Raw genomic sequence first — 24,711 nt, forward strand, 5'->3', positions numbered from 1 at the left:
ATCCATACATCCGAGGTGTAGACCCTTTGCCGATCTTTGACGCAGCCCGCAGCCCACGTCTCGAGGCTCAACGCCACGAGACCTTCCGGCAGGCCGCGCTGAATATCGGCGAGGTGCTCTCGGAACTCAAGGATGAGTTCCCACGTGTCACTGCGTCCAAGATCCGCTTCCTGGAAGACAAGGGACTGATCATCCCGCAACGTACCTCCGCTGGATATCGAAAGTACTCCGCGTCGGATGTGAGCCGCTTGCGTTTCATCCTTTCGGTTCAGCGCGACCAGTACCTGCCGTTGAAGGTCATCAAGGACCATCTCGACTCGGTGGATCGCGGTGAAGCGCCAGCAGCATTGCCTGGGGGAGCCCCGGTGGCGCCACAGGCGGTCAACGATGACATGGCTGAGGCCGTGGAGCGCAAAACCCGTTCGGTGTCCTTGGCTGAACTGCAGGGGCTGACCGGTGCCAGCGAGGAGCTCGTTGGCGAATTGATAAAGTTCGGCTTGATCGAACCGGTTGCTGGCCTGTTCGACGCCAACAGCATCAAGGTCACCAAATCGGCCGTTCAGCTGGCGGGCCATGGCGTTGAACCTCGCCACCTGCGGCAGTTCCGTACCGCAGCTGATCGCGAGTTCTCGCTGATTGAATCGATTGTCGGCAACGAACTGAAGAAGCCTGAAGTCTCCGCTCGTGCCCGCGCTGCGGAAGAGGCCCAGGAAATCTCGCGCCAGTGCCTGGAAATTCACGAGGCCCTGGTGCAACGTGCTATTTCCCAACTGGATCGCTAGGCTGAATTCGAACAGGCAACAACAACTCTAAGGGGCTAGCATGCTGGAACTGGAGTTTGCCGGAATCCGTATTCAATTGCCGGCGAATCAGCCGCTGTTGCTGCTCAAATACCCTGAGCGTAATCTCTACCTTCCGCTGTGGATAGGTGCGCCCGAAGCCTCGGCCATCGCAATGTCTGAACAAGGGCTCACTCCGCCTCGGCCGATGACCCATGATCTGCTGCTCAGCGTCATTGAAAGCATGGACGTGAAGCTTGAGCGGATCGAAATAGTCTCGGTAAACAATGCCGTGTTCGTCGCGGAGCTTGTCCTTTCCAACGGCAAACGCGTAGATTCCCGTTCCTCGGATGCCGTCGCCCTTGCCGTGCGCGCCCAGTGCCCGATCATGTGCGCCGAGCACGTCCTGGAAGAAGCTGGCGTGGCCATCGAGAATGAAACTGGCGGCGAAGAGGCACCCGAAGAGCAGTTGCGCGAATTCCGTGAATTCTTGGACAATATTGATCCAGAAGATTTTTCTTCGTAGATATCGCGCGTTTGGTTTCAGTGGAATATTGGCCTTGAATTGGGTAATTCCCCAAGCCTGCGCGACACGCCTTAAAGTTAAGCTTGAAGGTCTTTGACCATTAGTCGTTATCGCCGTACCGTCTTTGCATAGGGACATTTAAAAAGAGCTGTTTTTTGATGGTCATCACTCGCATCTGCGCGGTTCTCATTCGGTCCCTGGATAATCGTTTAGGAACGTGCTGACACGCAAGGAGCAATTGGATGGAGTCTCGCCAGACTGGGCCTCACTATGGGGTCGACGGTGGCAACAAGCAATCCAGCACCCAGGGACTGCTCTTCACCGATGACCTGCCTGAGCTGGATGAACATGCCGGCTACCGCGGTCCAATTGTGTGCAAGGCAGCCGGCATTACCTACCGCCAACTCGACTACTGGGCACGTACTGGCCTGGTAGAGCCGGCAGTGCGCGGAGCCAAGGGATCCGGCAGCCACCGCCTTTATTCATTCCGGGATATCCTCGTGCTCAAGGTTGTCAAGCGGCTGCTGGACACCGGAGTATCCCTGCAGCAGATCCGTTCGGCCGTTTTGCACCTGCGTGAACGCGGCGTTGAGGACCTTGCCCAGATCACGTTGATGAGCGATGGAGCTTCGGTCTACGAATGCACCAGCGCCGACGAGGTCATTGACCTTGTCCAGAAGGGCCAGGGCGTATTCGGCATCGCCGTAGGCCGTGTTTGGCGCGAGGTGGAAGGTTCCCTTGCCCAGCTGCCTTCAGAGAGCTCTGTGCAGCAGACCCTGCCAGAAGATGAATTGGCTGCCCGTCGGGCTGCCAAGGCGGCGCGCAACGTCGGCTAGGGCCGGCAGATAATTCAAGAGCTTAAGCAATTGACCGGATCTTCCTTGAAGGAAGATCCGGTCAATTGCTTAAGCTGCTATCCGTATCCGGGCCTAGGTGTTGTTCGGGCCTGCTGCGGACATGACTTCCTTGAGCAACGCGTCGAACTGCGCCAGCATCGGAGCAGTAGCCTTGGAAGGCCACTGGTGCACCGAGTACGCGGCACCTTGGATCTGCTGCCATTCCGGGTGTTCGGGAATCTCGGGCTTGACCATGGAGTCGCCGAACATCTGGCGCATTTCGCCCAAACGGAAGGTATGCTCCGCGGAGTCCTTGCGGACGCGGTTGGCGACAACACGTACCGGTCCCAGGGAAGGAGCGAATTCACGGCGGAAGAGTTCCAATGCGCGCTGGGTGCGCTCGGTGCCGGCCACGGAGAACAAGCTGGGTTCTGCCACTAGCACGAGCTGATCCGACGCGCTCCATGCCATGCGGGTCAAGCCGTTCAGCGATGGCGGGCAGTCGATGAGAACCAATTGGTAACCGCTGGTGCGGCTCAGAAGCTGGGAGAGGCGGCGTAGGTCGCGGGTCCGCAGATCTGGTCGATCGTAGATGCCGGTGAATGCGTCGCCAACGGCAACATCGAGCACTGGAATGCGGGTACGGGATTTCTTCTCTGCTGCCTTGGACTGCCAAGCGCTGGCGACAACCTGATCTTGCAGACGGGCGCGACGAGCGTTCTTGAGCATTTGCCCAATTGGCTGCTTCCCATTAGCCCGGACTCCAAGGCCAGTGCTGGCATCCGCATGGGGATCCAGGTCAATGACGAGAGTCGGAATGCCGGCGGCAAGTGCTGCTGAAGCCAATCCGAGTGTCACGGAGGTTTTTCCTACGCCACCCTTGAGGCTGCTGATGCTCACTACGTGCACGGACCAGACCACGCCTTTCACTGTTCGTTAGTTTAAACGTCCCACCGAATTTTTAGTCTCTCATCATCATAGTGTGCCGAGCCGTGTTTCTCCGACTTTGCAACGTCAGTTTTTGCCATTAGGCACCAGTTAGTGATTAAAACTTCAAAGATCCAATTATTTCATGTGGTCTGACCACAAGGCGAAATGTTTGGACGTTCTGGAGAATCCCCGTGTAGTGTGTTTCACAGAAGTGGCAAATGCTAGCTGCTTTTCGAGACCCGACACGCTGGGATGGCGGGCCTGCACCTGAGGGGAACAGTCCTGATTGTGCCGTTGAACCAGCGTGTACAGATTCGATGTAGGGACACTATGTTTGAAAAGATCTTGGTCGCCAACCGCGGTGAGATTGCGATTCGCGCTTTCCGCGCCGGCTACGAGCTGGGCGCAAAGACCGTTGCTGTCTACCCACATGAGGATCGCAATTCGATCCACCGTCAGAAGGCCGCAGAGGCCTACCAGATCGGCGAAGAGGGCCATCCGGTCCGCGCCTACCTGGATATCGACGAGATTATCCGCGTTGCCAAAGAAGCCGGCGCGGATGCAATCTACCCGGGCTACGGCTTCCTCTCGGAAAATCCTGACCTCGCACGAGCTGCCGAAGCAGCAGGCATCAAGTTCATCGGTCCAAAGGCGGACGTGCTTGAACTGGCCGGCAATAAGGTAGCGGCGCTGAAGGCTGCTCGCGAGGCAGGCATTCCGGTACTGGAATCCTCCGAGCCAAGCGATGATGTTGATTACCTGATTGCCGAGGCCGATCGCATCGGCTTCCCGATCTTCGTCAAGGCTGTAGCCGGCGGCGGCGGTCGCGGCATGCGCCGTGTCGACAAGCGCGAAGACCTGCCGGAGCTGATGGGCGCGGCAATGCGCGAAGCCGGCACCGCCTTCGGGGACCCCACCGTTTTCCTGGAACAAGCAGTGCTGCGTCCGCGCCACATCGAGGTGCAGATCCTCGCCGACGAGCAGGGCAACATTGTCCACCTGCATGAGCGCGACTGCTCGCTGCAGCGCCGCCACCAGAAGGTTGTCGAAATCGCTCCAGCACCGAATCTGGATGAATCGATTCGCCAGGCGCTGTTCCGGGACGCCGTGAAGTTCGCGCAGACTCTGGGCTACCAGAACGCAGGCACCGTCGAATTCCTCGTTGATACCGTGGGCGACCGCGCCGGGCAGCACGTATTCATTGAAATGAACCCGCGCATCCAGGTTGAGCACACGGTGACCGAAGAGGTTACCGACATCGACCTGGTGCAGGCGCAGATGCGCATCGCTGCTGGCGAGTCGCTGAAGGATCTGGAGATCAGCCAGGACACCATCCAGGTGCGTGGCTGGGCCTTGCAGTCCCGCATCACCACCGAAGATCCAGCCAATGGCTTCCGTCCGGATGTTGGAACCATTACCGTCTACCGCTCCGCCGGCGGCTCGGGTGTCCGTCTGGATGGCGGCACGATCTACACCGGCGCCGAGGTGTCCCCGCACTTCGACTCGATGCTGGTCAAGCTCACTTGCCGTGGCCGTGACTACCAGACGGCTGTGGCTCGCGCCCGCCGTGCGCTGGCCGAGTTCCGCGTGCGCGGTGTGGCCACCAACATCCCGTTCATCCAGAATGTGCTCAGTGATCCGCAGTTCCTGGCCGGTGATGTCGCTACCGACTTCATCGACTCCCGCCCGGATCTGCTCACCGGCAATGAATCCCAGGACCGCGGTACCAAGGCGCTGAACTTCCTGGCCCATGTCACGGTGAACCAGCCAAATGGCAGCCGTGTCGAGGGAATCGACCCGCGCAAGAAGCTTCCTGCTTTCCCGGGTGACAAGACCGACGAGCCAGAGCGTTCGCCATTCGATGGCCCCTCCAAGTCCGCCGTGCCGGCCGATGGCTGGCGCCAGAAGCTGCTGGATCTCGGTCCGGAAGGATTCGCCAAGGCCCTGCGCGAGTCGAAAGCGGTGGGCATCACCGATACCACCTTCCGCGATGCGCACCAGTCGCTGCTGGCCACCCGCGTCCGCACCCGCGACCTGCTCGCGGCAGCACCGGCCTACGCGCACAACGTCCCGCAGCTGTTCTCCATGGAAGTCTGGGGCGGTGCCACCTACGATGTGTCCCTGCGATTCCTGGGCGAAGATCCCTGGAAGCGCCTGGAGCTGCTGCGTGCGGAGCTGCCGAACATCCCGTTGCAGATGCTGCTGCGCGGCCGCAATACCGTGGGCTACACTCCATACCCAACCGAGGTCACCGACGCTTTCGTGAAGGAAGCCGCGTCCGCAGGCATCGACATCTTCCGCATCTTCGATGCGCTGAACGATGTTTCACAGATGGCTCCGGCCATCAAGGCGGTACGCGACACCGGCACCGCAGTCGCCGAAGTGGCCCTGTGCTACACCGGCAACCTGCTGGATGCCAACGAGAAGCTGTACACCCTGGACTACTACCTGGAGCTGGCACAGCAGATCGTCGACGCTGGCGCGCATATCCTCGCAATCAAGGACATGGCCGGCCTGCTGCGCCCAGCGGCAGCAACCAAGCTGGTCACGGCCCTGCGCGAACGCTTCGATCTTCCGGTGCACCTGCACACCCACGACACCTCCGGCGGGCAGCTGGCGACGTTGATGGCTGCCATCGACGCCGGTGTGGACGCCGTCGACGTGGCCAGCGCGGCCATGGCGGGCACCACCTCGCAGCCATCGGCCTCTGCACTGGTCGCAGCGCTGGAGTTCACCGAGCGTGATCCCGGCCTGTCACTGGATGCCGTGGCGTCGCTGGAACCGTACTGGGAAGCAGTGCGCGCCATGTACAAGCCATTCGAATCCGGACTGCCAGCGCCAACCGGCCGTGTCTACCAGCACGAGATTCCGGGCGGCCAGCTTTCGAACCTGCGCCAGCAGGCCATTGCATTGGGCCTGGGCGAGCGTTTCGAAGCGATCGAGTCGATGTACGCCTCGGTCAATGACATGCTCGGCAATGTGGTCAAGGTGACTCCATCGTCCAAGGTCGTCGGCGACCTGGCCTTGCAGCTGGTGGGTTCCGGAGTCCCAGCCGCGGACTTCGAAGCGAACCCGCAGAACTACGACATCCCGGATTCGGTCATCCAGTTCCTCTCGGGCGAGCTGGGCAACCCTCCAGGCGGTTGGCCGGAACCGTTCCGCACCAAGGCGTTGCAGGGACGCAATGTCAAGGCCCATGTCGAGGACCTCTCGGCAGAGGACCTGACAGCGCTGCAGGCGGATTCGCAGACGATTCGCGGTACCCTGAACCGGTTGCTCTTCGCTGGCCCAACCCGTGACTTCGAGAAGTCGGTGGAGAACTACGGCGATTTGTCCGTCCTGCACACCCGCGACTACCTCTACGGCCTGGTTCCCGGCTTTGAGCATGTCATTTCGCTGGGTACCGGTGTTCGATTGCTGGTCAGGCTGGTATCGGTATCGGAAGCCGATGAGAAGGGCCTGCGCACCGTCGTGGTCAACCTCAACGGCCAGTCCCGCCAGCTCAAGGTCCGCGACGAATCGGTAGAATCCACCGTGAAGTCCGCGCCGAAGGCCGATCCGAACAACAACGGCCACGTCGCTGCACCCTTCGCGGGAGCGGTGACTGTGAACGTCAAGGTCGGCGACCTGATCGAGGCCGGCCAGTCTGTGGCCACCATCGAAGCAATGAAGATGGAAGCTGGCATCACTGCCAACGCGGGTGGCGTGGTCAGCCAGGTAACCCTGAATGGCACCAGCCAGGTACAGGGTGGCGATCTGCTGCTGGTGATCGAACCCAAGTAGCATCCGCAGTACCCAGAGCACGGGGGCTCGTGACCAAGGTTGCGGGCCCCTGCGCTCTGCCAACTAATCGTGCGAACCACAAAGCAGAAGGAGCTGTGATGCGCCCAAGCAAGATGACGCCCGGGGCTGTGCCCGCCCGGCTGAGGCAGCAGGTTGCCGAGCTGGGATCCAAGGGCCAGCCGATCACGGTACTGGTCTTCACCCTCGACACGCATCTTCCGTTTTGCGAAATCGCAGAGCACCTGGCCGAACAATTCGGCGAATTGGATTGCAAGGCCCAGGTGGCCACGGCCGGACCGCAGCGCGTGCAATCGGTGATGGACGGGAAATTCACAACCACCAACGTGTTGGTGGTTGTGGGCGATACCAGTGCCGACTCGGAAGACCGGCTCATGGAATTGGTCGAATGGCTGCTGGCCAATGGCCGCAAGGACCTGGCTGGGAACCTGATCTACGCGGTGCTTGGCCACGAGCACCAGAATCACGCCACCCAGGCATTCAGCCGCGTGGTATTGCCGCGCAGCTACTATGCCCGAACACAGCAAAGCGGCCTCAAGTTGCCTTGGGCCGCCTCAGCTCGCGAATCGTGGGAGCTGGCTAATGCAGTGCTGGACTATGCTGTCGGCTTGGGCGCCGAGTAGATGCCTTCGATCACGGCCTCGTAGTCCTTGAGCACTACTGCACGCTTGATCTTCATCGAGGGAGTCAAATGACCGGTTTCCTCGGTGAAGTCAGCAGGCACAACGCGGAAGGACTTGATCGCCTCGGCCTTGGATACCGAGGTGTTGGCCTTGTCGATGACCGCCTGCACGGTTTCGAGCACCTTTGGATGGGTCGATAGCTCGTCCAGCGACAGGTTCTGGTCCATCTGGTGACGGGCCAGCCAACCTGGCAGGGCTTCTGGATCCAAGGTCACCAGGGCCGCAATGAACGAGCGGCCCTCGCCGATGACCACGCACTGGGAAACCAGCGCGTCGGCGCGGATCTGGTCCTCAAGCAGCGCAGGAACCACGTTCTTGCCGCTGGCGGTGACGATGATTTCCTTCTTGCGCCCGGTGATTCTCAGGAATCCGTCGGCGTCGAGTTCGCCGATATCCCCGGTGCGGAACCAGCCATCGGTGAAGGTCTCATCCTGTAGCTCTGGACGGTTGCGGTAGCCGCGCATCACGCAAATGCCCTTGGTGAGGATCTCTCCGTCCGCGGCGATGCGCACGGCGTTGCCCGGCAGCGGCTTGCCTACGGTGCCGATCTTGATCCGGTCCAGGGTGTTCACCGTGATCGGTGCGGTGGTTTCAGTCAGGCCGTAGCCTTCCAGAATGGTCACCCCGATGCCGTTGAAGAAGTGGCCCAGGCGCTCGCCCAGCGGACCTCCGCCGGAGACCGCATGGCGGATGTTGCCACCCATCGCGGTGCGCAGTTTCTGGTAGAGCAGGGCGTCGAAGAGCTTGTGCTTCAGGTTCAGCACCAGCGGAACCTTGCCCTCCTGCTTGGCGCGGGAGTATGCCACTGCAACGTCAACGCCGGCGTGGAAGATCTTGCCCTTGCCGCTATCTTCAGCCTTGAGCATGGCCGAGTTGTAGACCTTCTCGAAGACGCGCGGCACAGCGAGGATGAAGTTCGGCTTGAAGGACTGGAGGTCCTCGAGCAGGTGCTTGACATCGGGGGTGTGCCCGGTGCGGCAACCAGCGGCAATGTTGACTACCGAGATGAAGCGGGCGAAAACGTGAGCCAGCGGCAGGAACATGATGGTCGATGCGCCCGGGTAAACGGCGCCGGGCAAGGTAGCCACAGCGTTCTCCGCCAGCTCCACGAAGTTGCCGTGGGTCAGCTCGCAGCCCTTGGGACGGCCGGTGGTGCCCGAGGTGTAGATGATCGTGGCGATGTCATCCAATGCTGCGCCCGAACGGCGGGCTTCGAGCAACTGGTCATCGACGTTCCGGCCATCTTCGGAGAGCTGTTCCAGCCCGCCATCGAACTGCCAGACGTGATCCAGTCCGTCGAGCTGTTCCTGATGGGCGGCGCGGCGCACCACGGCTTCCTGGGCGGCGGCCTCAACGACGACGGCCTTGGCACCGGAATCGGAAACGATCCAGGCAACCTGGCTAGGGGAGGAAGTTTCATAGACGGGGACAGTGACACAGCCGGCGAACCAGATGGCGAAGTCAACCAGCGTCCACTCGTAGCGGGTCTTGGCCATCAACGCGATGCGGTCGCCAGCTTCGATGCCATTGGCGATGAACCCCTTCGCAATGGCCCGGGCGTCGGCAGCGAACTGCGATGCCGTGACATCATTCCACGTTCCGTCGGTTCCCGGCTTTGAGAACAATGCCGGGTTGGCCGCTGAATTCGCGTGGCGTAATAGCAGATCTGTAATATTCGACTGCTGTGGCGAATGAATGCGAATTGGCGAGCTGTATTCGCGCATCTGGTCTTCAACTCCTGAAACTCTGTGGGACCCCATTAGCAATAGCGGGTAACCCGCATCACATCTTTATTACTATAGAGTAACCTACCGTGTGGTGTACTCAAAGCCGTTTTCTATACTTGAGCCCCATCATCTCCCGGATCGCGTTCAGTGGGAAGACGTTTGAGCAAGTAGGCGATTCCGAGCAGGGCGGCGAGTGCCAGTCCGAAATAGATGAACACCGGAGCTGATCGGAAAAACACCACGCACAGCAGCAACCCAAGCGGACCGCCAGCGGCGCCAACCCAGGCGAGGTTCAGCATCGGATCACCCGAACCCAGCGCGGCGGGTTCTTCTGGAACGAACTCTTCCGGGGTCTGCTCAGCAACATAGTCGCGCGGTCCGCGAACCGCGGCAGGCCCGGTGTTGAAGAGCTTCTCCAGTCTCGCCGCGCGCTCGTCGGCGCTGGGTTCGCGGGGTGCCGAGGCATCAAGCTGACGGAAATTCTCGACTAGCTCATCCCACTGCGGATCATTCTGGTTTGAAGGATGGGCATCTTCCGGATTCATGCGCGCTCCTCCTTGCGCTTCTGTTCCGTGGCGGCCAGCTGCGCGAAGAAGCGAGCGGATTCGTGGAAAATCTGCTCCGCATCGTAGTCCAGTGTGGCTACGTGCTTGGAGTGCAAGAGCATGTGGTGCTCGGCCAGGGTGCCTGAGTTCAGGCCCTCGACCAGCTCGCGCACCGACTGCTCTGAGACTACGTTGTCGACGGTGGAACGGAAGAGCTGCACCGGGGCGTTCACCAGTTCCAAGCGCCGGCGGGTCTGGGCAAAGAGCGAACGGAGTTCGGCTACGGCTGCTACCGGGGTGCGCGGGTAGGCCCCTTCATCGACACCGCGCTTGGCGATGTCATTGCTGATAGGGGCAACGCTGCGCACTACATGCTTGAGCCAAGGAGTATAGGGGGACAAGGGGGAGTCCACGACCAGGCCCGGATTGACCAGCGAAACACCGGCTACATTGCGGCGGGTCGCCAGATGCAGGGCCAGGGCGCCACCCATGGAAAGGCCAGCGGCGAATACCTGCTCGTGCGTGCGCGCGAGCCTGTCAAAAGCCGCTTCGGTAGCGTGGATCCACTGGCCATAACCTCGACCGACCATGTCCTGCCATTGCGTTCCGTGCCCGGGCAAAAGGGGAATGTCCGTGTCGAATCCGGCCTGCTCCAAGGAATCCGCCCATGGCTGCATGGAAACAGCGGAGCCGGTAAAACCGTGGATCATAAGTACTGCACATGGACGTTTGCGCTCGTCCAGCGGAGTATTGCCTGCATCAAGTTTCATCGTGAACCCTCCGGATTTCTGCCTTCACCTTCGAGCGTAGTGCACAATTGAAGGGTGCGGAGTGCGCTTCGACCAGTAAGGTCGCGGTTTCTCTTCCCGCGTAGCTGGTCAACTAGAAGAAGGAATTTTCCCGCTGTGCTGTACGACTTCCTCAAGCGTTTCGCTGTCCGGCCGCTAATACGAATTTTCTTCCGCGTCAAGATCCAGGGCATCGGCAATGTGCCTGAAACCGGTGCGGCGATCTTGGCTTCCAACCACCTGTCGGTGAGCGACTCGGTGTTCCTCCCAGCGGCGCTGGATCGTACCGTGATCTTCCTGGCCAAGGACGAGTACTTCAACGGCAAGGGCATCAAGGGCCGGATCACCGCGTGGTTCTTCCGCAATATCAACCAGCTGCCCATGGACCGTTCAGGCGGGCAGAAATCGGCTGCTTCGCTGGCCAGTGCCAAGAACGCACTGGCGCAGGGCCAGGTGCTGGGCATCTATCCGGAAGGCACCCGTTCACCGGATGGACGGTTGTACCGGGCCAAGCTCGGCGTCGCAAAGCTCGCCCTGGAAACCGGTGCCCCGGTGATACCAATTGCAATGATTGGCACCGACAAGGTCCAGCCCATCGGCCAAAGCCTGCCGCATCCGGGCCGGATCGGGATCAAGATCGGCAAGCCGCTGACCTTCGAGCACCTGAACGGCAGGTCCGCGAATCCTGAAACGCTTCGCGCTTGCGCCGACGAGATCCGCAAGGCAATCAATGTCCTGTCAGGTCAGAGCTACGTCGACATCTATGCTCCACGCAAACCAAAGAAGTAGCAGGCCGCTATGCGCAGTGTTACGGCGACTTGTTACATTCATCGCGGTCCTTTGAGCTGATGCCACGTAGAATGGGCAAGGTGAGCGAAGAAAACCGAACCCCATTGCCAGGCTCCTCCGTAGCCGGCCCCGCCACCGATCCGCAACTAGATTTGTGGCGTGAATTGCCAATTGCCCAGCAGCCGACTTGGCGTGAGCACAAGGACTATCAGTCCTCCATCAACGAATTGGGTTCGCGTCCGCCACTGGTATTTGCCGGCGAAGTCGACGTACTGCGCGAACGCTTGGCCGCAGCAGCCCAGGGCAAGGCCTTCTTGCTGCAGGGCGGCGACTGCGCCGAAACCTTTGCCGATGCAACCGCCGACAAGATCTCCTCGCGAGTTCGCACCATCTTGCAGATGGCTGTGGTGCTGACCTATGGCGCATCGATGCCGGTAATCAAGATGGGACGCATGGCTGGCCAGTTCGCCAAGCCGCGCTCCTCGAATGACGAAACCCGAGATGGTGTTACTTTGCCGGCATTCCGCGGCGACATCGTCAACGGCTTCGACTTCACACCCGATTCCCGTGCCCACGATCCGAAGCGCATGGTGCAGGCCTACAACACCTCATCGGCCACGCTGAACCTGATCCGCGCGTTCACCCAGGGCGGCTTCGCAGACCTGCGCAGCGTGCACTCGTGGAATAGCGGATTCATGGCCAACCCGGCGCACTCCGCCTACGAGCAGCTGGCCGGCGAGATCGACTCGGCCATCCGCTTCATGGATGCCTGCGGTGCAGACTTCGAGGCGCTCAAGCGCACCGAGTTCTTCGCCTCCCATGAAGCACTGCTGCTGGACTACGAGCGTGCGTTGACGCGTACCGATTCGCGGACCGGCCTGCCGTACGACACCTCCGGCCACTTCCTGTGGATCGGTGAACGAACCCGTCAGCTGGACCACGCACATGTGGACTTCCTCTCGCGCGTGCGCAACCCAATCGGCGTGAAGCTGGGCCCGAACTCGGATCCGGAAGATGTCCTCGCGCTGATCGAAAAGCTCGATCCGAACCGCGAACCAGGACGCCTGACCTTCATCACCCGCATGGGTGCGAAGAACATCCGCGAGAAGCTGCCAAACCTGATCGAAAAGGTCACGGCCTCCGGCGCCCAGGTGCTGTGGGTTACGGACCCAATGCACGGCAACACGGTCACCAGCCAGAACGGCTACAAGACCCGCAACTTCGAAGATGTCATGGACGAAGTCCGCGGCTTCTTCGAAGTGCACGACGCGCTGGGCACCTTCCCAGGCGGCCTGCATGTGGAGATGACCGGCGACGATGTGGCTGAGTGCCTCGGCGGAGCGGATCCGATCCGCGAGGAAGACTTCGACTCGCTGTACGAGTCGCTGTGCGACCCGCGCCTGAACCACCGCCAGTCCCTGGAGATGGCCTTCCTGGTCTCCTCGGCACTGCAGAGCCGCAGCCGAAACCGCTAGCAGCTAGAGAATAATCCGGTTCCCGACAGCGGGAACCGGATTATTTTTATGCCTGGGGAACGGCGCAGGCCTCAGAAGGCGTAGATGCTGATCTCGCTGCCGCGCACGGCTTGCTGGTGCAATGGAGACTGCATGCGAACGGTCTGGCTGAAACCGCCAAAGACATTGTGCGTCTTCACGGAAAAGCCGGCGGCTTCCAGTGCAGAGAGTGCTTCCTCGACGCCCATGCCGAGCACGGATGGGATCTGGACGTATTCTGGTCCTTCCGAGAGATTCACTGTCACGGTGCTGCCGTACGCAACGGTGCCCTGGGCCGGGTCCTGGACGGCGACTAGGCCTTTTTCGGTCGTCGTGGAATGGACGGATTCACCGGTTTCCAGCTTCAAGCCCATGGACTCAAGCTTTTCCTTGGCCGCATCCTTGCCAAGACCAATGACCGCAGGAACAGGAACCGGAGCATGTCCCTTGGAAACAGTGAGGGTGATGATGTTCTTCCGCGGCAATTTCTTGCCGGCGGCAGGGGAGGAACTGATAATCTCGCCCTTCGTCACCGATTCCGAGTAGGCCTCGGCTTCCTGGACATCTTCGAAACCGATTTCATCGAGCAACTTGGTGGCCTGATCCAGGGTTTTCCCGGTGAAATCCGGAACTGCAAAAAGCTGAGGGCCTTGCGAAACGATCAGATCGATTCCCTGGAACTTCATGATGTTCTCGCCGGTCCCCGGCTGCGAGTCGACCACCCTGCCGATGGCAATCTCATCGTTGTAGGTCGTGCCTACCCGAACTGGAACACCTTGGCCATCCATTTGCGCGACTGCCTGCGATTGAAGCATGCCGGTCAATGACGGGATGCGGATGACGGTTCCGGGGCCGCGGCCGAAGAACCATCCGGCACCTGCGACCAGAGCCACGATGAGGATCCACATCACGGTGATGACGAACTTCTGCGTACCCGAGCGAGGCTGACGCAACCGGTGGGTGGGTACCTGTGCTTCCTTGCGCCACTTTCTTGCAGCCTGCTTCTGCGCACGCTTTTGGCCACGTACCGACAGCGGTGCTTCGGAATCGGCGTCATTCTCGTGGGCCGGTTCCAGATCGCGGCCGCGGGTGTACACCGACGTTGCGGCTATGCCAGAATCAGCGGCAAGATCAGTGGGACGAGGCTGGGCCAGTGTGGCTTGCGCATCGCGAAGATCCAAGACTTCGGTGGCGTCAACCGCGGCAATGACGGTTGTCTGGTCAGGATCGGCGGGGGCATCATCGATAACGTAGCTGTCCTCGTGCTGAGCAGTATTCCGCTTCAGCCATAGCTGTTCACGCTCATCTTCGCGCTCGCGTTGCATCGCATCAAGACGCTGCTGCAGCGTAGTGGGCATCTGCGCCATAGTTTGCGGGGTGAGATCTTCAATCCCGCCGAGGTCCTCGGCGCCCAGGTCCAGTTGCGCATCGTTGAGCGTTGAGCGGATCTGGATGATCTCCTCCAGCAGCAGCGAAGCATCTTGCGGGCGCTTCTCTGGATCCTTCTCGGTGCACCATCGAACCAACTCATCGAGATCTTCGGCCAATCCCGGAACCAAGTCCGAGGGCATGGGCATGGGGGAGTCCAGATGATGCTTCATTAATGCAGCGGCATTGGTCTCGGTATACGGTGCTTGTCCAGTCAGCATCTGGTAGATCATGATGCCCAGTGCGTAGATGTCGCTGCGCGAATCGGCTGGTGCCCCTGAAACTAGTTCGGGGGAGACATGGGACAGCGTGGCGACGAGCGTGGCTGACTGGGTATGGGCGCTGGCAGCACGGGCCAAGCCGAAGTCGGTAACTTTCACTTCGCCGGTATCGGAGAGCAGCACATTTGCCGGTTTCATATCCCGGTGGATGATTCCCTCGCTGTGCGCGGCGCTGAGACCGTGGCAAATTTGTTCAAGGACGCTTAGCGCCTGACGCGGAGTAAAGCGGCCGCGTTCTTCAATGACCTGTTCGAGGTTCCGTCCTCGAACATACTCCATCACGAGGTACACCAGATTATCGCTCACGTTGTGATCGCGGATGGAGACCACATTCGGATGAGTGATATTCGCAGCGATGACAGCTTCGGATTCGAATCGCTCACGCACTGTATGCTCGCTGGAGAAGTTGTCGTTCAGGATCTTCACGACAACCGCTCGATGCAGGCGCTTGTCCATGCTGCGGTAGATGCGTGACATGCCACCCAGGGCAAGCAGATGGTCCAGTCGGTATCGACCATCCAGCGTCTTGCCCAGGTTGGGGTCGGTCAGGGCCGGGCTCATTTTGCGGTCGCACCTGCCTGAACGGTGCACGCGAAGCGGGCCAGAGTCACTAACGGATCCTTTCGAACATGAATACTACTTTTAATGTACCTAGCTGAGCTGACAATTTGTCGCTTAAACTCGAAATCCGCCAGTGGTGTTTACCTCTGGCGGATTTCGTATAGCGTCTCGGGTTGCGAGAATTACCTCGAGCGCAGCTTAATTAGGAAGCGCGGCGAGCTCGTGCTGCACGACGCTTCAAGGCACGACGCTCATCTTCGCTCATGCCACCCCAGACGCCTGCATCCTGGCCGGACTCAATAGCCCACTGCAGGCAGGTTTCGGTTACTTCACATCGACGGCAGACGCTCTTGGCCTCTTCGATCTGCAACAGGGCCGGACCGGTGTTTCCCACTGGGAAAAACAGTTCCGGGTCCTTTTCCAGACACGCCGCGCGGCTACGCCAATCCATGCTTATTGATGCTCCTTGAAATCTGAGAGGGTGTGAAACACCAACGACAATCAACACACAGGCAAAAAATAACTAGGAGTGAAATGAAATCCTGGTTGCCTAGCGGTTAACATCTGGCGTCTCGAAAGGTCGGAGAAGTCCATTCGGGCACTTCGTTTAACCGACCACATAAGGTTTTCATGTAACGCGGAAGTAAACAAGAGTCACGGTAGCGAAATGTTGCTGAATGCCTGAGTGCTTTCTCACATGGCATTTGGCACTAGGATCCGCTAGTTATCAGAGGTGTGGCGCGAGCAACAGCAAAAGTCAATTGTTGCGGTTTGAGTTCCTGCAGAAGGTCAACGAAAATTGTTGATGTGAGCAACGAAAATGCAATCTCGTCCCGCCCAACCAGTGTTTTCGTGGTTGCCGCGCTTGTCCTAATTGAGGCCCTGGCTGTTCTGGCGTACGCCATCAGCTACATGTTGAACCTCGACACCAACGGAACAGTCAATATGGGCGGGCAGTTATTCATGCTGGCCCTGTGCTTGCTTCTTGCCGTTTGGCAAGGCTCGGTAGCTGTCAACTTCTTCAAGGGAAAAGCGTTCACTCGTGCTCCGATTGTCGTTTGGCAACTATTCCAGCTCATCCTCTCTGTTTCATTCCTGAGCTCCAATATCCCGATGGTGACGGCCGCGGCGGTACTTTCCATCGTGGTCGCCGGAACCACTGTGGTGATGCTCTTCGCGCCGAAGACCACCGCATTCCTCGGAGACCGGCCAAACCGCTGAATTGCCAGCAGATAATTCGTACGGAATATGAATCATCCGCGGTTTGCCTCGTTTGGAGATGACCGCGCACCAATAGTCTTTGGCTCCTTGATGAGGCACCTGATGGATTGGCTGCCAATTCATCGGTTGAAGATCTTGCGGATGATGGGCTTCGACAGCGACTACCTGGCGATCATCGAACCCGTTGGCGCTCAATCCCAGGTCGAAGGCCATCCTGCTGGACGGCGGAACGAATAGCGCGACACCGATTCCCCTCGAATTCAGAGCGTTCAAGAGCGGTGGCAACCGAGAGTCATTGGTGGTTTCGAGGAAGAGGCAAAGCAAGTCCTGCCGAACACGGTACGAGCCGTCCTCGAGAGAACGTACGAACCGTTCAAAGTCCGGTAGGCCGCAAATATGCGGGGAGTTCCAACGCACAGCGAGTACGGCAGTCAGCTGCCGGCGCTGTTGCGTATCGGGGCACAGCACAACAACCATCGGACCTGCTGGTCGAGGGACCGCCTCACCATCGAAGGGCGAGTATCCCAGAAAGTTTGCCGGTTGAAGGGCAGAACCTGAAGGCATCTGCCAAGCCGAAGGCACTTCGGGCCAGGTGCTTCCCGGGATTTCAGCTAATTGAACTTCGGTGAGTTGGAAGACCTGCGGAGGATGCCCCGAACTCAGCTTGACCCCTCGACCCGGCAAAAGCGAACAGGCCGGGATCTTGGGCCACATCATCTTTAATGACTCGGTAGCGTTGAATGGGAAGAACCATTGCTCTGTACAAAGACCGGTGGACTTCAACGCGTTTTGGTCGCGGTCAACTGAACAAATCACCATAGGCGATTGCGGGCCGCCGAAACGCAATAGCGTACCGAGTGCTTCGTCCAGGCGTTGGAAATGTTGCGGGTGGATATTGGACTGCAACTGGGCCAGTGAATGAACGAGAATGATCAATGCTGGATCACTGGGCATGGATTCCAGGAAGTCGACAGCATCGAAAAAGCCATAGGGATCCTCACCCGTGACAACCTTGACGTTTTCAGTGGCATCCGGGATCGGCGACGGACCGAAGCAAAGTATTTTTCTGGGCGAACGGGCGAGGGAAGCGAACAGGGTTCGGGCACCGGCTTCTGGCAAGCCGCAGATCAATGTTGATCGTGAACGGGCAGGGTCAAGAATCAAAGGTTCAAGCCGGGCCAAATGCAGATTATCTGCAACGCCGCAGTAAATCGTTCCTCGTTCCTTCCCATCCCACGTATCTGGCGAGTGCGTTGGTTCTGCTGGCCGAGGCAACGCTGGAGCAAAACCAGATACCGGGAGCTCCGAAGTGGACCACTGTGAGGAAAGTTCTGCTGCATGGTTTTGCAAGCGATCTCCAGCGACTGACGCGATGCTCTTTTCGAATCGGCACAACGGACGAAGGCTGAGATCTTGACGATTCCGCTCGAATAGTTCGCCGTGCAGTGGCGGCTCGATGGCCAGCTGGAATTGCATGTTCCTAGTGGGCTTGGAAGCGCCCTTGATGATCGCCTGTCCGGGGTGGAGGAGTTTGGACGCCTCGGTGGAGCCCACCAGTTCCACGGACTCACCCGGGTCGTTTACCCTCAATGCGATTGTCGTGTTTAAGTTCGCCTTGGTTTGTCCCGTCAAAGCGCCAGCCGGACGCTGCGTGCTGAGAATCAGATGGATTCCTAGAGCTCGACCCACCGCAGCTAAACGATCAATTCTGGCGCTGGCTTGAGGAAGCGTTTCGACGAAAACACGGAATTCGTCAATGACTACCAGCAAGCGAGGCAGAATCGGGCCTGATTCGTCGAGATCTTGATATTCCGCAATGTCGCTGCAGCCTTGTGCTGCCAGAAGCTCCTCGCGCCGCCGCACCTCATGTTCTAGTTGTTCCAACGTGCGCTGAGCCGCTGCCTCATCGAGGTCGCTTGCGAAGAGCTGGACATGGGGCAAACCTGCATAGACGCCTAGTCCAGCTCCACCCTTGAAATCAATAAGTGCGAAGGCAAGCTGAGTCGGCGGGTAGTTCCGGGCAAAATCAGCAATCAGGCGCCTGAGCGCTTCTGACTTGCCTGACCCTGTAGTGCCGCAAATCAGTACATGCGGACCATCCTCATGAAGATCAAGGAACACGTCCTCTTGCTGTTCATCGAGGCCCAGATGTGCCCGTACGGCTAGTGACGGGGATGCAATGGATTCTGCGTTCTTGGTTATTGCCTGCTTTTGCAGCTGCACATACTGCTGCACCATCCTGTCGAACCGCGAAAGGCTCAGCGTGCTTAGGTTCTGCAGCACTAAGCGTTCGTCGGGCAAACGCGAGGACACGGGGCTTGGAACAATCCAATTCTCCACGGATTCGGCCAGCACCGGTGAAACGCCCAGCACCAGGGCGCCGGAAATAGGTTGAGGTTCCTGGGCAGTGACGTACAACGTCGCCAGGTTGGTTTCCTCTTTCCTGGTGAAGCTCGATTCTTCGGGAATCGACAGGTGGGCCACGGAAACGTTGCTCACCAAAAGCAGCGACGCCGGAAGACACCTGACACTGGGATCGAGCACGAGCCGTATCTGGCCGGAATGTATGGCCGGGAGATAGCGTGCAAGTACTGCGGCCAGAATAGCCCCAGCGCTTTGCCCTTGTGCAGAATTCAGCTGCCAGACGCTCGGGGTACTCGGGAAAAATACTGGACCGAACCAGGGCGCGTCCGACTTCGTCTTCCTGAGGCTACGAAATACTTTGCGGATCCCCGTGGGATCAGAACGAGAGGTGTCCTGCGGAGACCACAGTCCCTCGCCCCAAACCAGTGGTGGTATCCGGGCATGCGACAGTCCCAAAGAAGCGGAATCCAGTCCGGCTACGAACGATTCTCCGAGAGCCGGAGAATATTTACTTCTCGCGATAATGGCGGAAGCTCGTTGCACTTCCATTTCCCTTTTCCATTCGCGATGCTCCACGAACAGTTGACCGGCAGGCACCATACCCATAAGGGCCGAAACGCCACTCAAGATCAGAAAGAGCATCGAACCGGTAACCAAGGCAAGCAAGACGCCGGAGATGATCGGAACGAATGCTGCGAGGACCAGAGCAATTAAGCGGGACAGCTCGGGCTTGGAAGGTACTTGGATTTCCAATTGTTCGGGGGTTACCAATTGACCGGATTGGGCGGTTAATGGATCGCCGACAGCGAATTCAGTGTTGCCCAGAAAGAAGCGCGATCCGTGTTCCAATTCCACGGACTCGCAGCGGCTGCCATCTGGCATGGCAAGTTGCTGCTCAGAGCAGGCTACCAGGCGCAAGCTCCGGGTTGTCACGAATAACTTCGCGTGAACCCGGGACACCAGCGGATCTTCTAACCATAATGGGGCGGTTCTGCCGATGACATGTTCTCCCTTTGTGAGCGGAATCCAGGCACCAGCGTCGGGGCCGCGAACTACATATAACTTGAGGCACGAAGCTGTGGTGCTTGTGGCGCGAACAGGTTGGGGCAATTCATTGAGCAGAAGACGTTCAGACGCATGCAGGATCCCCAACTCTTCTATCCGCGTTATTCCCGAATACCATCGTTGTCCCGGGAAATGCTGCTGCAGCAGTGCGGCGAGCTGCTCGCCCGATATTCGTCCGGACATGACAAGTTCGAATTGCCGCGGATGCTGGAATTTTCGGGAAATCAGAAGTAATTCATAGCGGACCATGAGGTCTCCTGAATGTAATGGAATGTTGTCGTTCCCATCTAAACCAGCATTGAGGGCGGCGCTGGAAGATAAGAATCTTGGTGTGGAGAAAGTACCAAGAACTATCCACAACTTCGGGAACCTCTTGAAAGCGGTCTCTGCTGCAGATAGCATCCCTTGTCATACGAATAGGTATGCTGCACCGACGACGCGCTCGCCGATAGTCCCCGAGATCGGGATCCTCCAGTAGGGAAGCCAAAGGAGTCAGTCGTGGATGCGCTGTCCATTGTCGAAGACGAAGTACGCGAGCTGGTTCGCCGGCGTGGATTGGACCCGGCAAAGCAGCCAGCGATGATCCGATCACTTATTGAAGAGGTCATTCGCGACTACGACGAACGCGCATTGCTTGGCGCCGTGCCTTCACTTGGATCGCTAGAGGCCGCCCAACGTTCAGTATTCGATAATGTGGCCGGGTTCGGAGCGCTGCAACCCTTATTGGATGATCCTTCTGTTGAAGAGATCTGGGTAAATTCTCCACATCAAGTATTTTGCGCCAGAGGTGGCCAAAGCGAACTGACCCACATACGCATGGAATCGGCAGAAATCGCGGCTCTAGTAGAACGCATGCTCAAAACGTCGGGCAGGCGTCTGGACCTTTCCCAGCCATTCGTCGACTGCCAATTGCCTGATGGGTCTCGTCTTCACGTCGTGATTCCAGACATCACCCATGAGCATTGGGCCATCAACATTCGTAAGTTCATTGCTCGCGCGGGAAAACTTGAAGATCTAGTTGAGCTGGGAGCCTTGAGCGAACAAGCAGCGAGGTTCCTTTCTACGGCGATCAGTGCCGGTCTGAATGTCATCGTTACTGGCCCTACACAAGCCGGCAAAACGACAATGCTCAACTGTCTGGCATCAGCGATCGGCCCCAGGGAACGCATTATCACCATCGAGGAAATCTTTGAGCTGAATCTTTCACTAAGAGATGTCGTTGCCATGCAAACTCGCCTCGCCAATCTTGAAGGCACCGGTGAAATCACGATGCGCCGGCTGGTCAAGGAGGCCTTGCGCATGCGCCCGGAACGGATCATTATCGGCGAGGTCCGCGAAGCAGAGTCCTTGGATATGCTCATTGCCCTGAACTCGGGAATCGCGGGGCTATGTACCTTGCATGCGAATTCTGCCCGCGACGCTATCACAAAAATTTGCACTTTGCCGTTGCTTGCAGGACCAAATATCACCAGCGACTTCACCATCAAGACCGTGGCTGCATGCATTGACCTTGTGGTTCATTGCGTGCGGAGTCCACAGGGCCATCGCTATGTCAACGAGATTCTCAGCGTGCGCAACCGCGTGGAGGAAGGGCAAATTGAGTCCTCGACGCTATTCGAGCGGCAAGCCGATCGCCTGCTGCCGGCTCGGGGAGCCGATTGGTCCCATGAAAAGTTTGATGTCGCTGGAATCAATATTGCCGAATTGATGGCGGTGTAGCGGTGGTTGCTTTCTTTGCTCTCCTTGGCGGGCTAGGCATTGCCCTCATGGTTGACTGGTTGCTCTTCGCCCCGTGGGCAAAATCGCCCAAACGTAGCTCGGCCATCAAGAATGCTCTTTTGCATGCAGGAATGAGCAATCTGGCTCCGGCAAAATTCATCGTGATTTGCCTGGTCTGCGGGCTGACTTCCGCGTTGGTGACGTTGGGACTCACCGCTTCGTGGCTCTTCGCCTTGGTGTTTAGCATCTTCGGTTCATTCGCACCATGGGTCTACCTGCGCCATCAAGCCACCAAGCGCCGCACAGCATTGCAAGAACAATGGCCAGAGGTGGTTGATCACTTGCGAAGTGCCATCCGGGCGGGCCTATCTCTTCCCGAAGCATTGAGCCAATTGGCTGTCGTCGGCCCGCAGGTATTGCGTCCGCTATTTCGGGATTTCGCATTGGACTATCGAGCCACAGCGAACTTCTCCGTGGCGCTGGACCAGCTGGGCGAACGCTTGGCAGACCCGGTAGCCGACAAGATTCTCACGACATTGCGGATTACGCGTGAAGTCGGGGGCACCGACTTGGGGCATACGCTCACAACTTTGTCGGCATTCTTGCGCGATGACGTGAGAACACGAGGGGAACTCGCTGCCCGCCAATCATGGATTGTCTCGGCAGCGCGTTTGGCAGTCGCCGCGCCATGGATCTTGCTGTTGGTCTTGGGCACCCAGGAAGCTGCGAAGGATGCATATATGACGTTCGGGGGAGTGATAGTGCTATGCCTGGGCATGCTGGTTTCCCTCGTTTGCTATCGAATCATGCTCCGGCTGGGCACCTTGCCAGTAGAAGAACGAGTCCTGGCATGAACAGCTATACACCGTGGGCGGCGCTTTGCGGTTTGGGACTTGGCATAGGCCTTTGGCTGGTCTTTGTGAACCTGCCGGGCTGGCGAAGAATGGCCTTCGCTGATCGTATTGCGCCCCATGTTCGCGTTGGCGTTCGAAGCTCACGCATGCTGGAAGACTCATGGCACTCTGACTCCGGGCACTCGGCTTTAGGCCAACTCGCTGCCCCCATGTTGCTGCAAATCAAGAAGCTGGCTAGCCTACACAGTCCTTCGGCAAGTACTCTTCGGAAGCGTCTGAACGCTGCCGGATTGGACATGAGCGTAATTGACTACCGGTCTCAAGAAATTGTTTATGCTCTGGCAGGCCTAGTAGCAGGATCTGCGCTCATGGCCTTTGCCGCCGTTCAGTATCATGTCTCTTTGATCCTATCGGTGCTAGTCGTTATTGGTTTCGGGATTGTTGGCTATGCATTGCGTGGTTGGTGGCTTGGCGAACAGATCCATCGGCGGGCCAGGAAAATATTGACTCAGTTTCCAACCGTGGCCGAAGTGCTGGCGCTAACTGTCGGCGCAGGCGAATCAACCACCGGGGCCATCGAAAGAATTTCACGAATCTGCCACGGGGTGATCGGTGACGAATTCACCAAGACTTTGAACGACATTCACGCAGGCACACCGATGGTCCAAGCGATGCAGAATATGTCCGACCGGATGCAAGTTGGAGCCATGACGCGATTTGTCGATGCAATCGTTGTTGCAACAGAGCGAGGCACACCATTGGCTCAAGTGCTCAGAGACCAAGCACAAGATGTCCGCGATGCGTCCAAACGAGAACTTATGGAAGTTGCAGGAAAACGCGAGATTTCCATGCTGGTACCGGTCGTGTTCGGAATTCTTCCTCTCACGATCGTTTTCGCCGTATTCCCCGGTCTGGCGTTATTGGAGATGAGTTATTGATCGGAGCATAGAAAAGCTTGAATCTCCCACTTTGAAATCCTTTAGCAAGTTAGAAGGGCCGTCATGAATCACATACAAGAAATGATGCTCAAACTGGTATTGCAAATCACTGCAACCGGTGAACTACTCTTTCGTAAGGTTTCCCCGAAACTCAGGGATAGCAGAGGCGACGTGCCCGGATGGGTCATGATTACACTCATGAGTATGCCCCGATTGCTACTGGTTACTGCCCCCGTACGAGCGGTCCACCATGATGCTGAGACGCACGGCCTCTTCGGGCACTAGCTCGAATGCTTGGTCCCGAGTTGTTTCGTAGTCATCACCGATGACTGACACGGCGCCGGGTTCGCCGTCTTGCAGGTAATTCACTGTTACTTCCACAAGGCGAATTCTAGCCACCTACGCTGTACGGCTCGTAATCGTTCCGATCTCCAAGAGAGCAATGGATATGCTCATACTATGAGCAAGACCATTCCCATACCCATGCCGCCTCACAAACAATCAAACCTTCCCGAACCTCCTGAGGTACCTGCAATAACGACTGACTCCGTTCAGCCTGTCACTTCCGCCTACGATTGGTGGACCCTCGCGCTAGATTTCATCGCGAGTGTTGCGTGGCCCCTGTTGATATTCGCAGCATTGGGAGCCTTACTTTTCCCTGGCATTAGAAGAGTGTTGTCTACTGGATTGGCTGCCGTTGCGAAAACGTTCAAGTCATTCAAGTTCGGAAGTGTTGAAGCAGTATTGCACGACGAGCAAATTCAAGAAACTCTTCGGCAGAATGAGGCAACACTTGGCATCTCAGAAGAGTCAAACCGGCGCGTTTCCAAAATTGACCAAAGCCGCGACTATTCAAGTCGCTTGCATTTCTATCCAGTAAGTTTCCGAGAGACCAGTGATCCACGAATCATAGCGCTGGAGTCATACAACCAGCTCGAATCCTTTGTCGTTGAAGCATTAGACGAGTTGGACGGCCTTGAGCCATATGATGCTCGTTCTCCCGATAACAAGAAATATTACGGATCACATAGACCGCGACAAATGGTCCAGCTGCTCTCTGAACTCGCGGAACGTGAGTTACTTACTCTCCCCGAACAAGACTCGATCAACTCTCTCCGACGAATCAGGAATGATATTGCTCACAACACTGCTGCAGTCGAAATGAATCTGGACACTGCGCTTGCCTACCGAAAACAATGTGAAAAGATCATCCGCGCCATCGCTCGAAGAGTCGACTGGAAAAAAGACAACGGCACTGGCTCATAACGTATGCGTGATTGCAGTGCGCTGTGTTAATTTTCGTCAGGAAGTGCCATACTATTCGTACCGGGCTATGTGCCCGGGGTTCCGTGTGACACCGAATAGGTAAGGTGGCTGCCTGGA

The 24,711-nt window shown here is 58.1% G+C and carries 19 protein-coding genes; 11 read left to right on the forward strand and 8 right to left on the reverse strand.

Going from position 1 to position 24,711, the window contains the following annotated elements; all coding sequences use genetic code 11:
• Nucleotides 1–26: 26 nt before the first annotated feature.
• From ftsR to M2368_RS15090, 3 genes are all read left to right on the forward strand, one after another.
• A complete protein-coding gene (gene ftsR, locus M2368_RS15080) occupies nucleotides 27–782 on the forward strand; it encodes a transcriptional regulator FtsR (protein ID WP_286134412.1) in 756 nt (251 codons plus the stop codon).
• 40 nt (nucleotides 783–822) lie between these two features.
• Complete coding sequence (locus tag M2368_RS15085; protein WP_105662558.1) at nucleotides 823–1,305, forward strand: bifunctional nuclease family protein; 483 nt, start codon at nucleotides 823–825, stop codon at nucleotides 1,303–1,305.
• A gap of 242 nt (nucleotides 1,306–1,547) precedes the next feature.
• Nucleotides 1,548–2,141 carry a MerR family transcriptional regulator gene (locus M2368_RS15090; RefSeq protein WP_105659060.1) on the forward strand — a complete coding sequence of 198 codons (594 nt, stop codon included), beginning with the start codon at nucleotides 1,548–1,550 and terminating at the stop codon, nucleotides 2,139–2,141.
• A gap of 93 nt (nucleotides 2,142–2,234) precedes the next feature.
• On the opposite strand, the gene M2368_RS15095 is transcribed toward M2368_RS15090, so the two are convergent.
• Entirely contained in the window at nucleotides 2,235–3,050 is an 816-nt protein-coding gene (locus M2368_RS15095; RefSeq protein WP_105659072.1) for a ParA family protein, read from the reverse strand.
• A 351-nt stretch (nucleotides 3,051–3,401) separates the two neighbouring features.
• Between M2368_RS15095 and M2368_RS15100 the strand changes: the two genes are divergently transcribed.
• Entirely contained in the window at nucleotides 3,402–6,854 is a 3,453-nt protein-coding gene (locus tag M2368_RS15100) for a pyruvate carboxylase (RefSeq protein WP_332487295.1), read from the forward strand.
• Between the two features lie 98 nt (nucleotides 6,855–6,952).
• A complete protein-coding gene (locus M2368_RS15105) occupies nucleotides 6,953–7,495 on the forward strand; it encodes a hypothetical protein (protein WP_332487293.1) in 543 nt (180 codons plus the stop codon).
• On the opposite strand, the gene M2368_RS15110 is transcribed toward M2368_RS15105, so the two are convergent.
• From M2368_RS15110 to M2368_RS15120, 3 genes are all read right to left on the reverse strand, one after another.
• Nucleotides 7,468–9,279 carry an AMP-dependent synthetase/ligase gene (locus M2368_RS15110; protein ID WP_105659063.1) on the reverse strand — a complete coding sequence of 604 codons (1,812 nt, stop codon included), beginning with the start codon at nucleotides 9,277–9,279 and terminating at the stop codon, nucleotides 7,468–7,470. The two genes, M2368_RS15105 and M2368_RS15110, sit on opposite strands and share 28 nt — an antisense overlap.
• A 113-nt stretch (nucleotides 9,280–9,392) precedes the next feature.
• Nucleotides 9,393–9,827: a hypothetical protein gene (locus M2368_RS15115; RefSeq protein WP_105659064.1), complete on the reverse strand. Its 435-nt coding sequence runs from the start codon at nucleotides 9,825–9,827 to the stop codon at nucleotides 9,393–9,395.
• Nucleotides 9,824–10,597, reverse strand: a complete 774-nt coding sequence (locus M2368_RS15120; protein WP_105659065.1) for an alpha/beta hydrolase — start codon at nucleotides 10,595–10,597, stop codon at nucleotides 9,824–9,826. The genes M2368_RS15115 and M2368_RS15120 overlap by 4 nt, the downstream gene beginning before the upstream one ends.
• A gap of 135 nt (nucleotides 10,598–10,732) precedes the next feature.
• On the opposite strand from M2368_RS15120, the gene M2368_RS15125 reads away from it, so the two are divergent.
• Together M2368_RS15125 and M2368_RS15130 are read left to right on the forward strand one after the other, a co-directional pair.
• The gene (locus M2368_RS15125; protein WP_105659066.1) at nucleotides 10,733–11,404 is read left to right on the forward strand and encodes a lysophospholipid acyltransferase family protein; all 672 of its coding nucleotides are present in this window, start codon (nucleotides 10,733–10,735) and stop codon (nucleotides 11,402–11,404) included.
• A gap of 71 nt (nucleotides 11,405–11,475) precedes the next feature.
• Nucleotides 11,476–12,879 (forward strand): class II 3-deoxy-7-phosphoheptulonate synthase, encoded by a 1,404-nt coding sequence (locus tag M2368_RS15130; RefSeq protein WP_105659067.1) that lies wholly within the window; start codon nucleotides 11,476–11,478, stop codon nucleotides 12,877–12,879.
• A 71-nt stretch (nucleotides 12,880–12,950) separates the two neighbouring features.
• Here the strand turns inward: M2368_RS15130 and M2368_RS15135 are convergent, their stop codons facing one another.
• The 3 genes from M2368_RS15135 to M2368_RS15145 form a co-directional block, all read right to left on the reverse strand.
• A complete protein-coding gene (locus M2368_RS15135; RefSeq protein WP_105659068.1) occupies nucleotides 12,951–15,167 on the reverse strand; it encodes a Stk1 family PASTA domain-containing Ser/Thr kinase in 2,217 nt (738 codons plus the stop codon).
• Nucleotides 15,168–15,369: 202 nt separating this feature from the next.
• The gene (locus M2368_RS15140) at nucleotides 15,370–15,618 is read right to left on the reverse strand and encodes a WhiB family transcriptional regulator (protein WP_013348560.1); all 249 of its coding nucleotides are present in this window, start codon (nucleotides 15,616–15,618) and stop codon (nucleotides 15,370–15,372) included.
• A 638-nt stretch (nucleotides 15,619–16,256) separates the two neighbouring features.
• On the reverse strand, nucleotides 16,257–20,066 hold the full coding sequence (locus M2368_RS15145) for an FHA domain-containing protein (protein WP_498724631.1): 3,810 nt from the start codon (nucleotides 20,064–20,066) through the stop codon (nucleotides 16,257–16,259).
• Nucleotides 20,067–20,315: 249 nt separating this feature from the next.
• On the opposite strand from M2368_RS15145, the gene M2368_RS15150 reads away from it, so the two are divergent.
• Genes M2368_RS15150 through M2368_RS15160 form a run of 3 tightly spaced genes read left to right on the forward strand, consistent with a single transcriptional unit; the run spans nucleotide 20,316 to nucleotide 23,328 of the window.
• On the forward strand, nucleotides 20,316–21,536 hold the full coding sequence (locus M2368_RS15150) for a TadA family conjugal transfer-associated ATPase (RefSeq protein ID WP_105662564.1): 1,221 nt from the start codon (nucleotides 20,316–20,318) through the stop codon (nucleotides 21,534–21,536).
• A 2-nt stretch (nucleotides 21,537–21,538) separates the two neighbouring features.
• On the forward strand, nucleotides 21,539–22,390 hold the full coding sequence (locus M2368_RS15155) for a type II secretion system F family protein (protein WP_105662565.1): 852 nt from the start codon (nucleotides 21,539–21,541) through the stop codon (nucleotides 22,388–22,390).
• Nucleotides 22,387–23,328 (forward strand): type II secretion system F family protein, encoded by a 942-nt coding sequence (locus tag M2368_RS15160; protein ID WP_105662566.1) that lies wholly within the window; start codon nucleotides 22,387–22,389, stop codon nucleotides 23,326–23,328. Before M2368_RS15155 ends, M2368_RS15160 begins: the two co-directional genes overlap by 4 nt.
• 216 nt (nucleotides 23,329–23,544) lie before the next feature.
• Here M2368_RS15160 and M2368_RS15165 read toward each other — a convergent pair whose 3' ends face one another.
• Complete coding sequence (locus M2368_RS15165) at nucleotides 23,545–23,709, reverse strand: hypothetical protein (RefSeq protein ID WP_498724632.1); 165 nt, start codon at nucleotides 23,707–23,709, stop codon at nucleotides 23,545–23,547.
• A 78-nt stretch (nucleotides 23,710–23,787) separates the two neighbouring features.
• On the opposite strand from M2368_RS15165, the gene M2368_RS15170 reads away from it, so the two are divergent.
• Nucleotides 23,788–24,594 (forward strand): hypothetical protein, encoded by an 807-nt coding sequence (locus M2368_RS15170; protein ID WP_498724633.1) that lies wholly within the window; start codon nucleotides 23,788–23,790, stop codon nucleotides 24,592–24,594.
• Nucleotides 24,595–24,711 lie beyond the last annotated feature (117 nt).

The organism is Arthrobacter sp. JUb119 (genome assembly GCF_024807995.1).
Lineage (GTDB): Bacteria > Actinomycetota > Actinomycetes > Actinomycetales > Micrococcaceae > Glutamicibacter.

Excerpts from the sequence above, each read along its gene's own strand:
- M2368_RS15085 (WP_105662558.1), top strand. The coding sequence starts at position 823 with ATGCTGGAACTGGAGTTTGCCGGAATCCGTATTCAATTGCCGGCGAAT.
- M2368_RS15090 (WP_105659060.1), top strand. The coding sequence starts at position 1,548 with ATGGAGTCTCGCCAGACTGGGCCTCACTATGGGGTCGACGGTGGCAAC.
- M2368_RS15100 (WP_332487295.1), top strand. The coding sequence starts at position 3,402 with ATGTTTGAAAAGATCTTGGTCGCCAACCGCGGTGAGATTGCGATTCGC.
- M2368_RS15105 (WP_332487293.1), top strand. The coding sequence starts at position 6,953 with ATGCGCCCAAGCAAGATGACGCCCGGGGCTGTGCCCGCCCGGCTGAGG.
- M2368_RS15110 (WP_105659063.1), bottom strand. The coding sequence starts at position 9,279 with ATGCGCGAATACAGCTCGCCAATTCGCATTCATTCGCCACAGCAGTCG.
- M2368_RS15115 (WP_105659064.1), bottom strand. The coding sequence starts at position 9,827 with ATGAATCCGGAAGATGCCCATCCTTCAAACCAGAATGATCCGCAGTGG.
- M2368_RS15120 (WP_105659065.1), bottom strand. The coding sequence starts at position 10,597 with ATGAAACTTGATGCAGGCAATACTCCGCTGGACGAGCGCAAACGTCCA.
- M2368_RS15130 (WP_105659067.1), top strand. The coding sequence starts at position 11,476 with ATGGGCAAGGTGAGCGAAGAAAACCGAACCCCATTGCCAGGCTCCTCC.
- M2368_RS15135 (WP_105659068.1), bottom strand. The coding sequence starts at position 15,167 with ATGAGCCCGGCCCTGACCGACCCCAACCTGGGCAAGACGCTGGATGGT.
- M2368_RS15140 (WP_013348560.1), bottom strand. The coding sequence starts at position 15,618 with ATGGATTGGCGTAGCCGCGCGGCGTGTCTGGAAAAGGACCCGGAACTG.
- M2368_RS15145 (WP_498724631.1), bottom strand. The coding sequence starts at position 20,066 with ATGGTCCGCTATGAATTACTTCTGATTTCCCGAAAATTCCAGCATCCG.
- M2368_RS15160 (WP_105662566.1), top strand. The coding sequence starts at position 22,387 with ATGAACAGCTATACACCGTGGGCGGCGCTTTGCGGTTTGGGACTTGGC.
- M2368_RS15170 (WP_498724633.1), top strand. The coding sequence starts at position 23,788 with ATGAGCAAGACCATTCCCATACCCATGCCGCCTCACAAACAATCAAAC.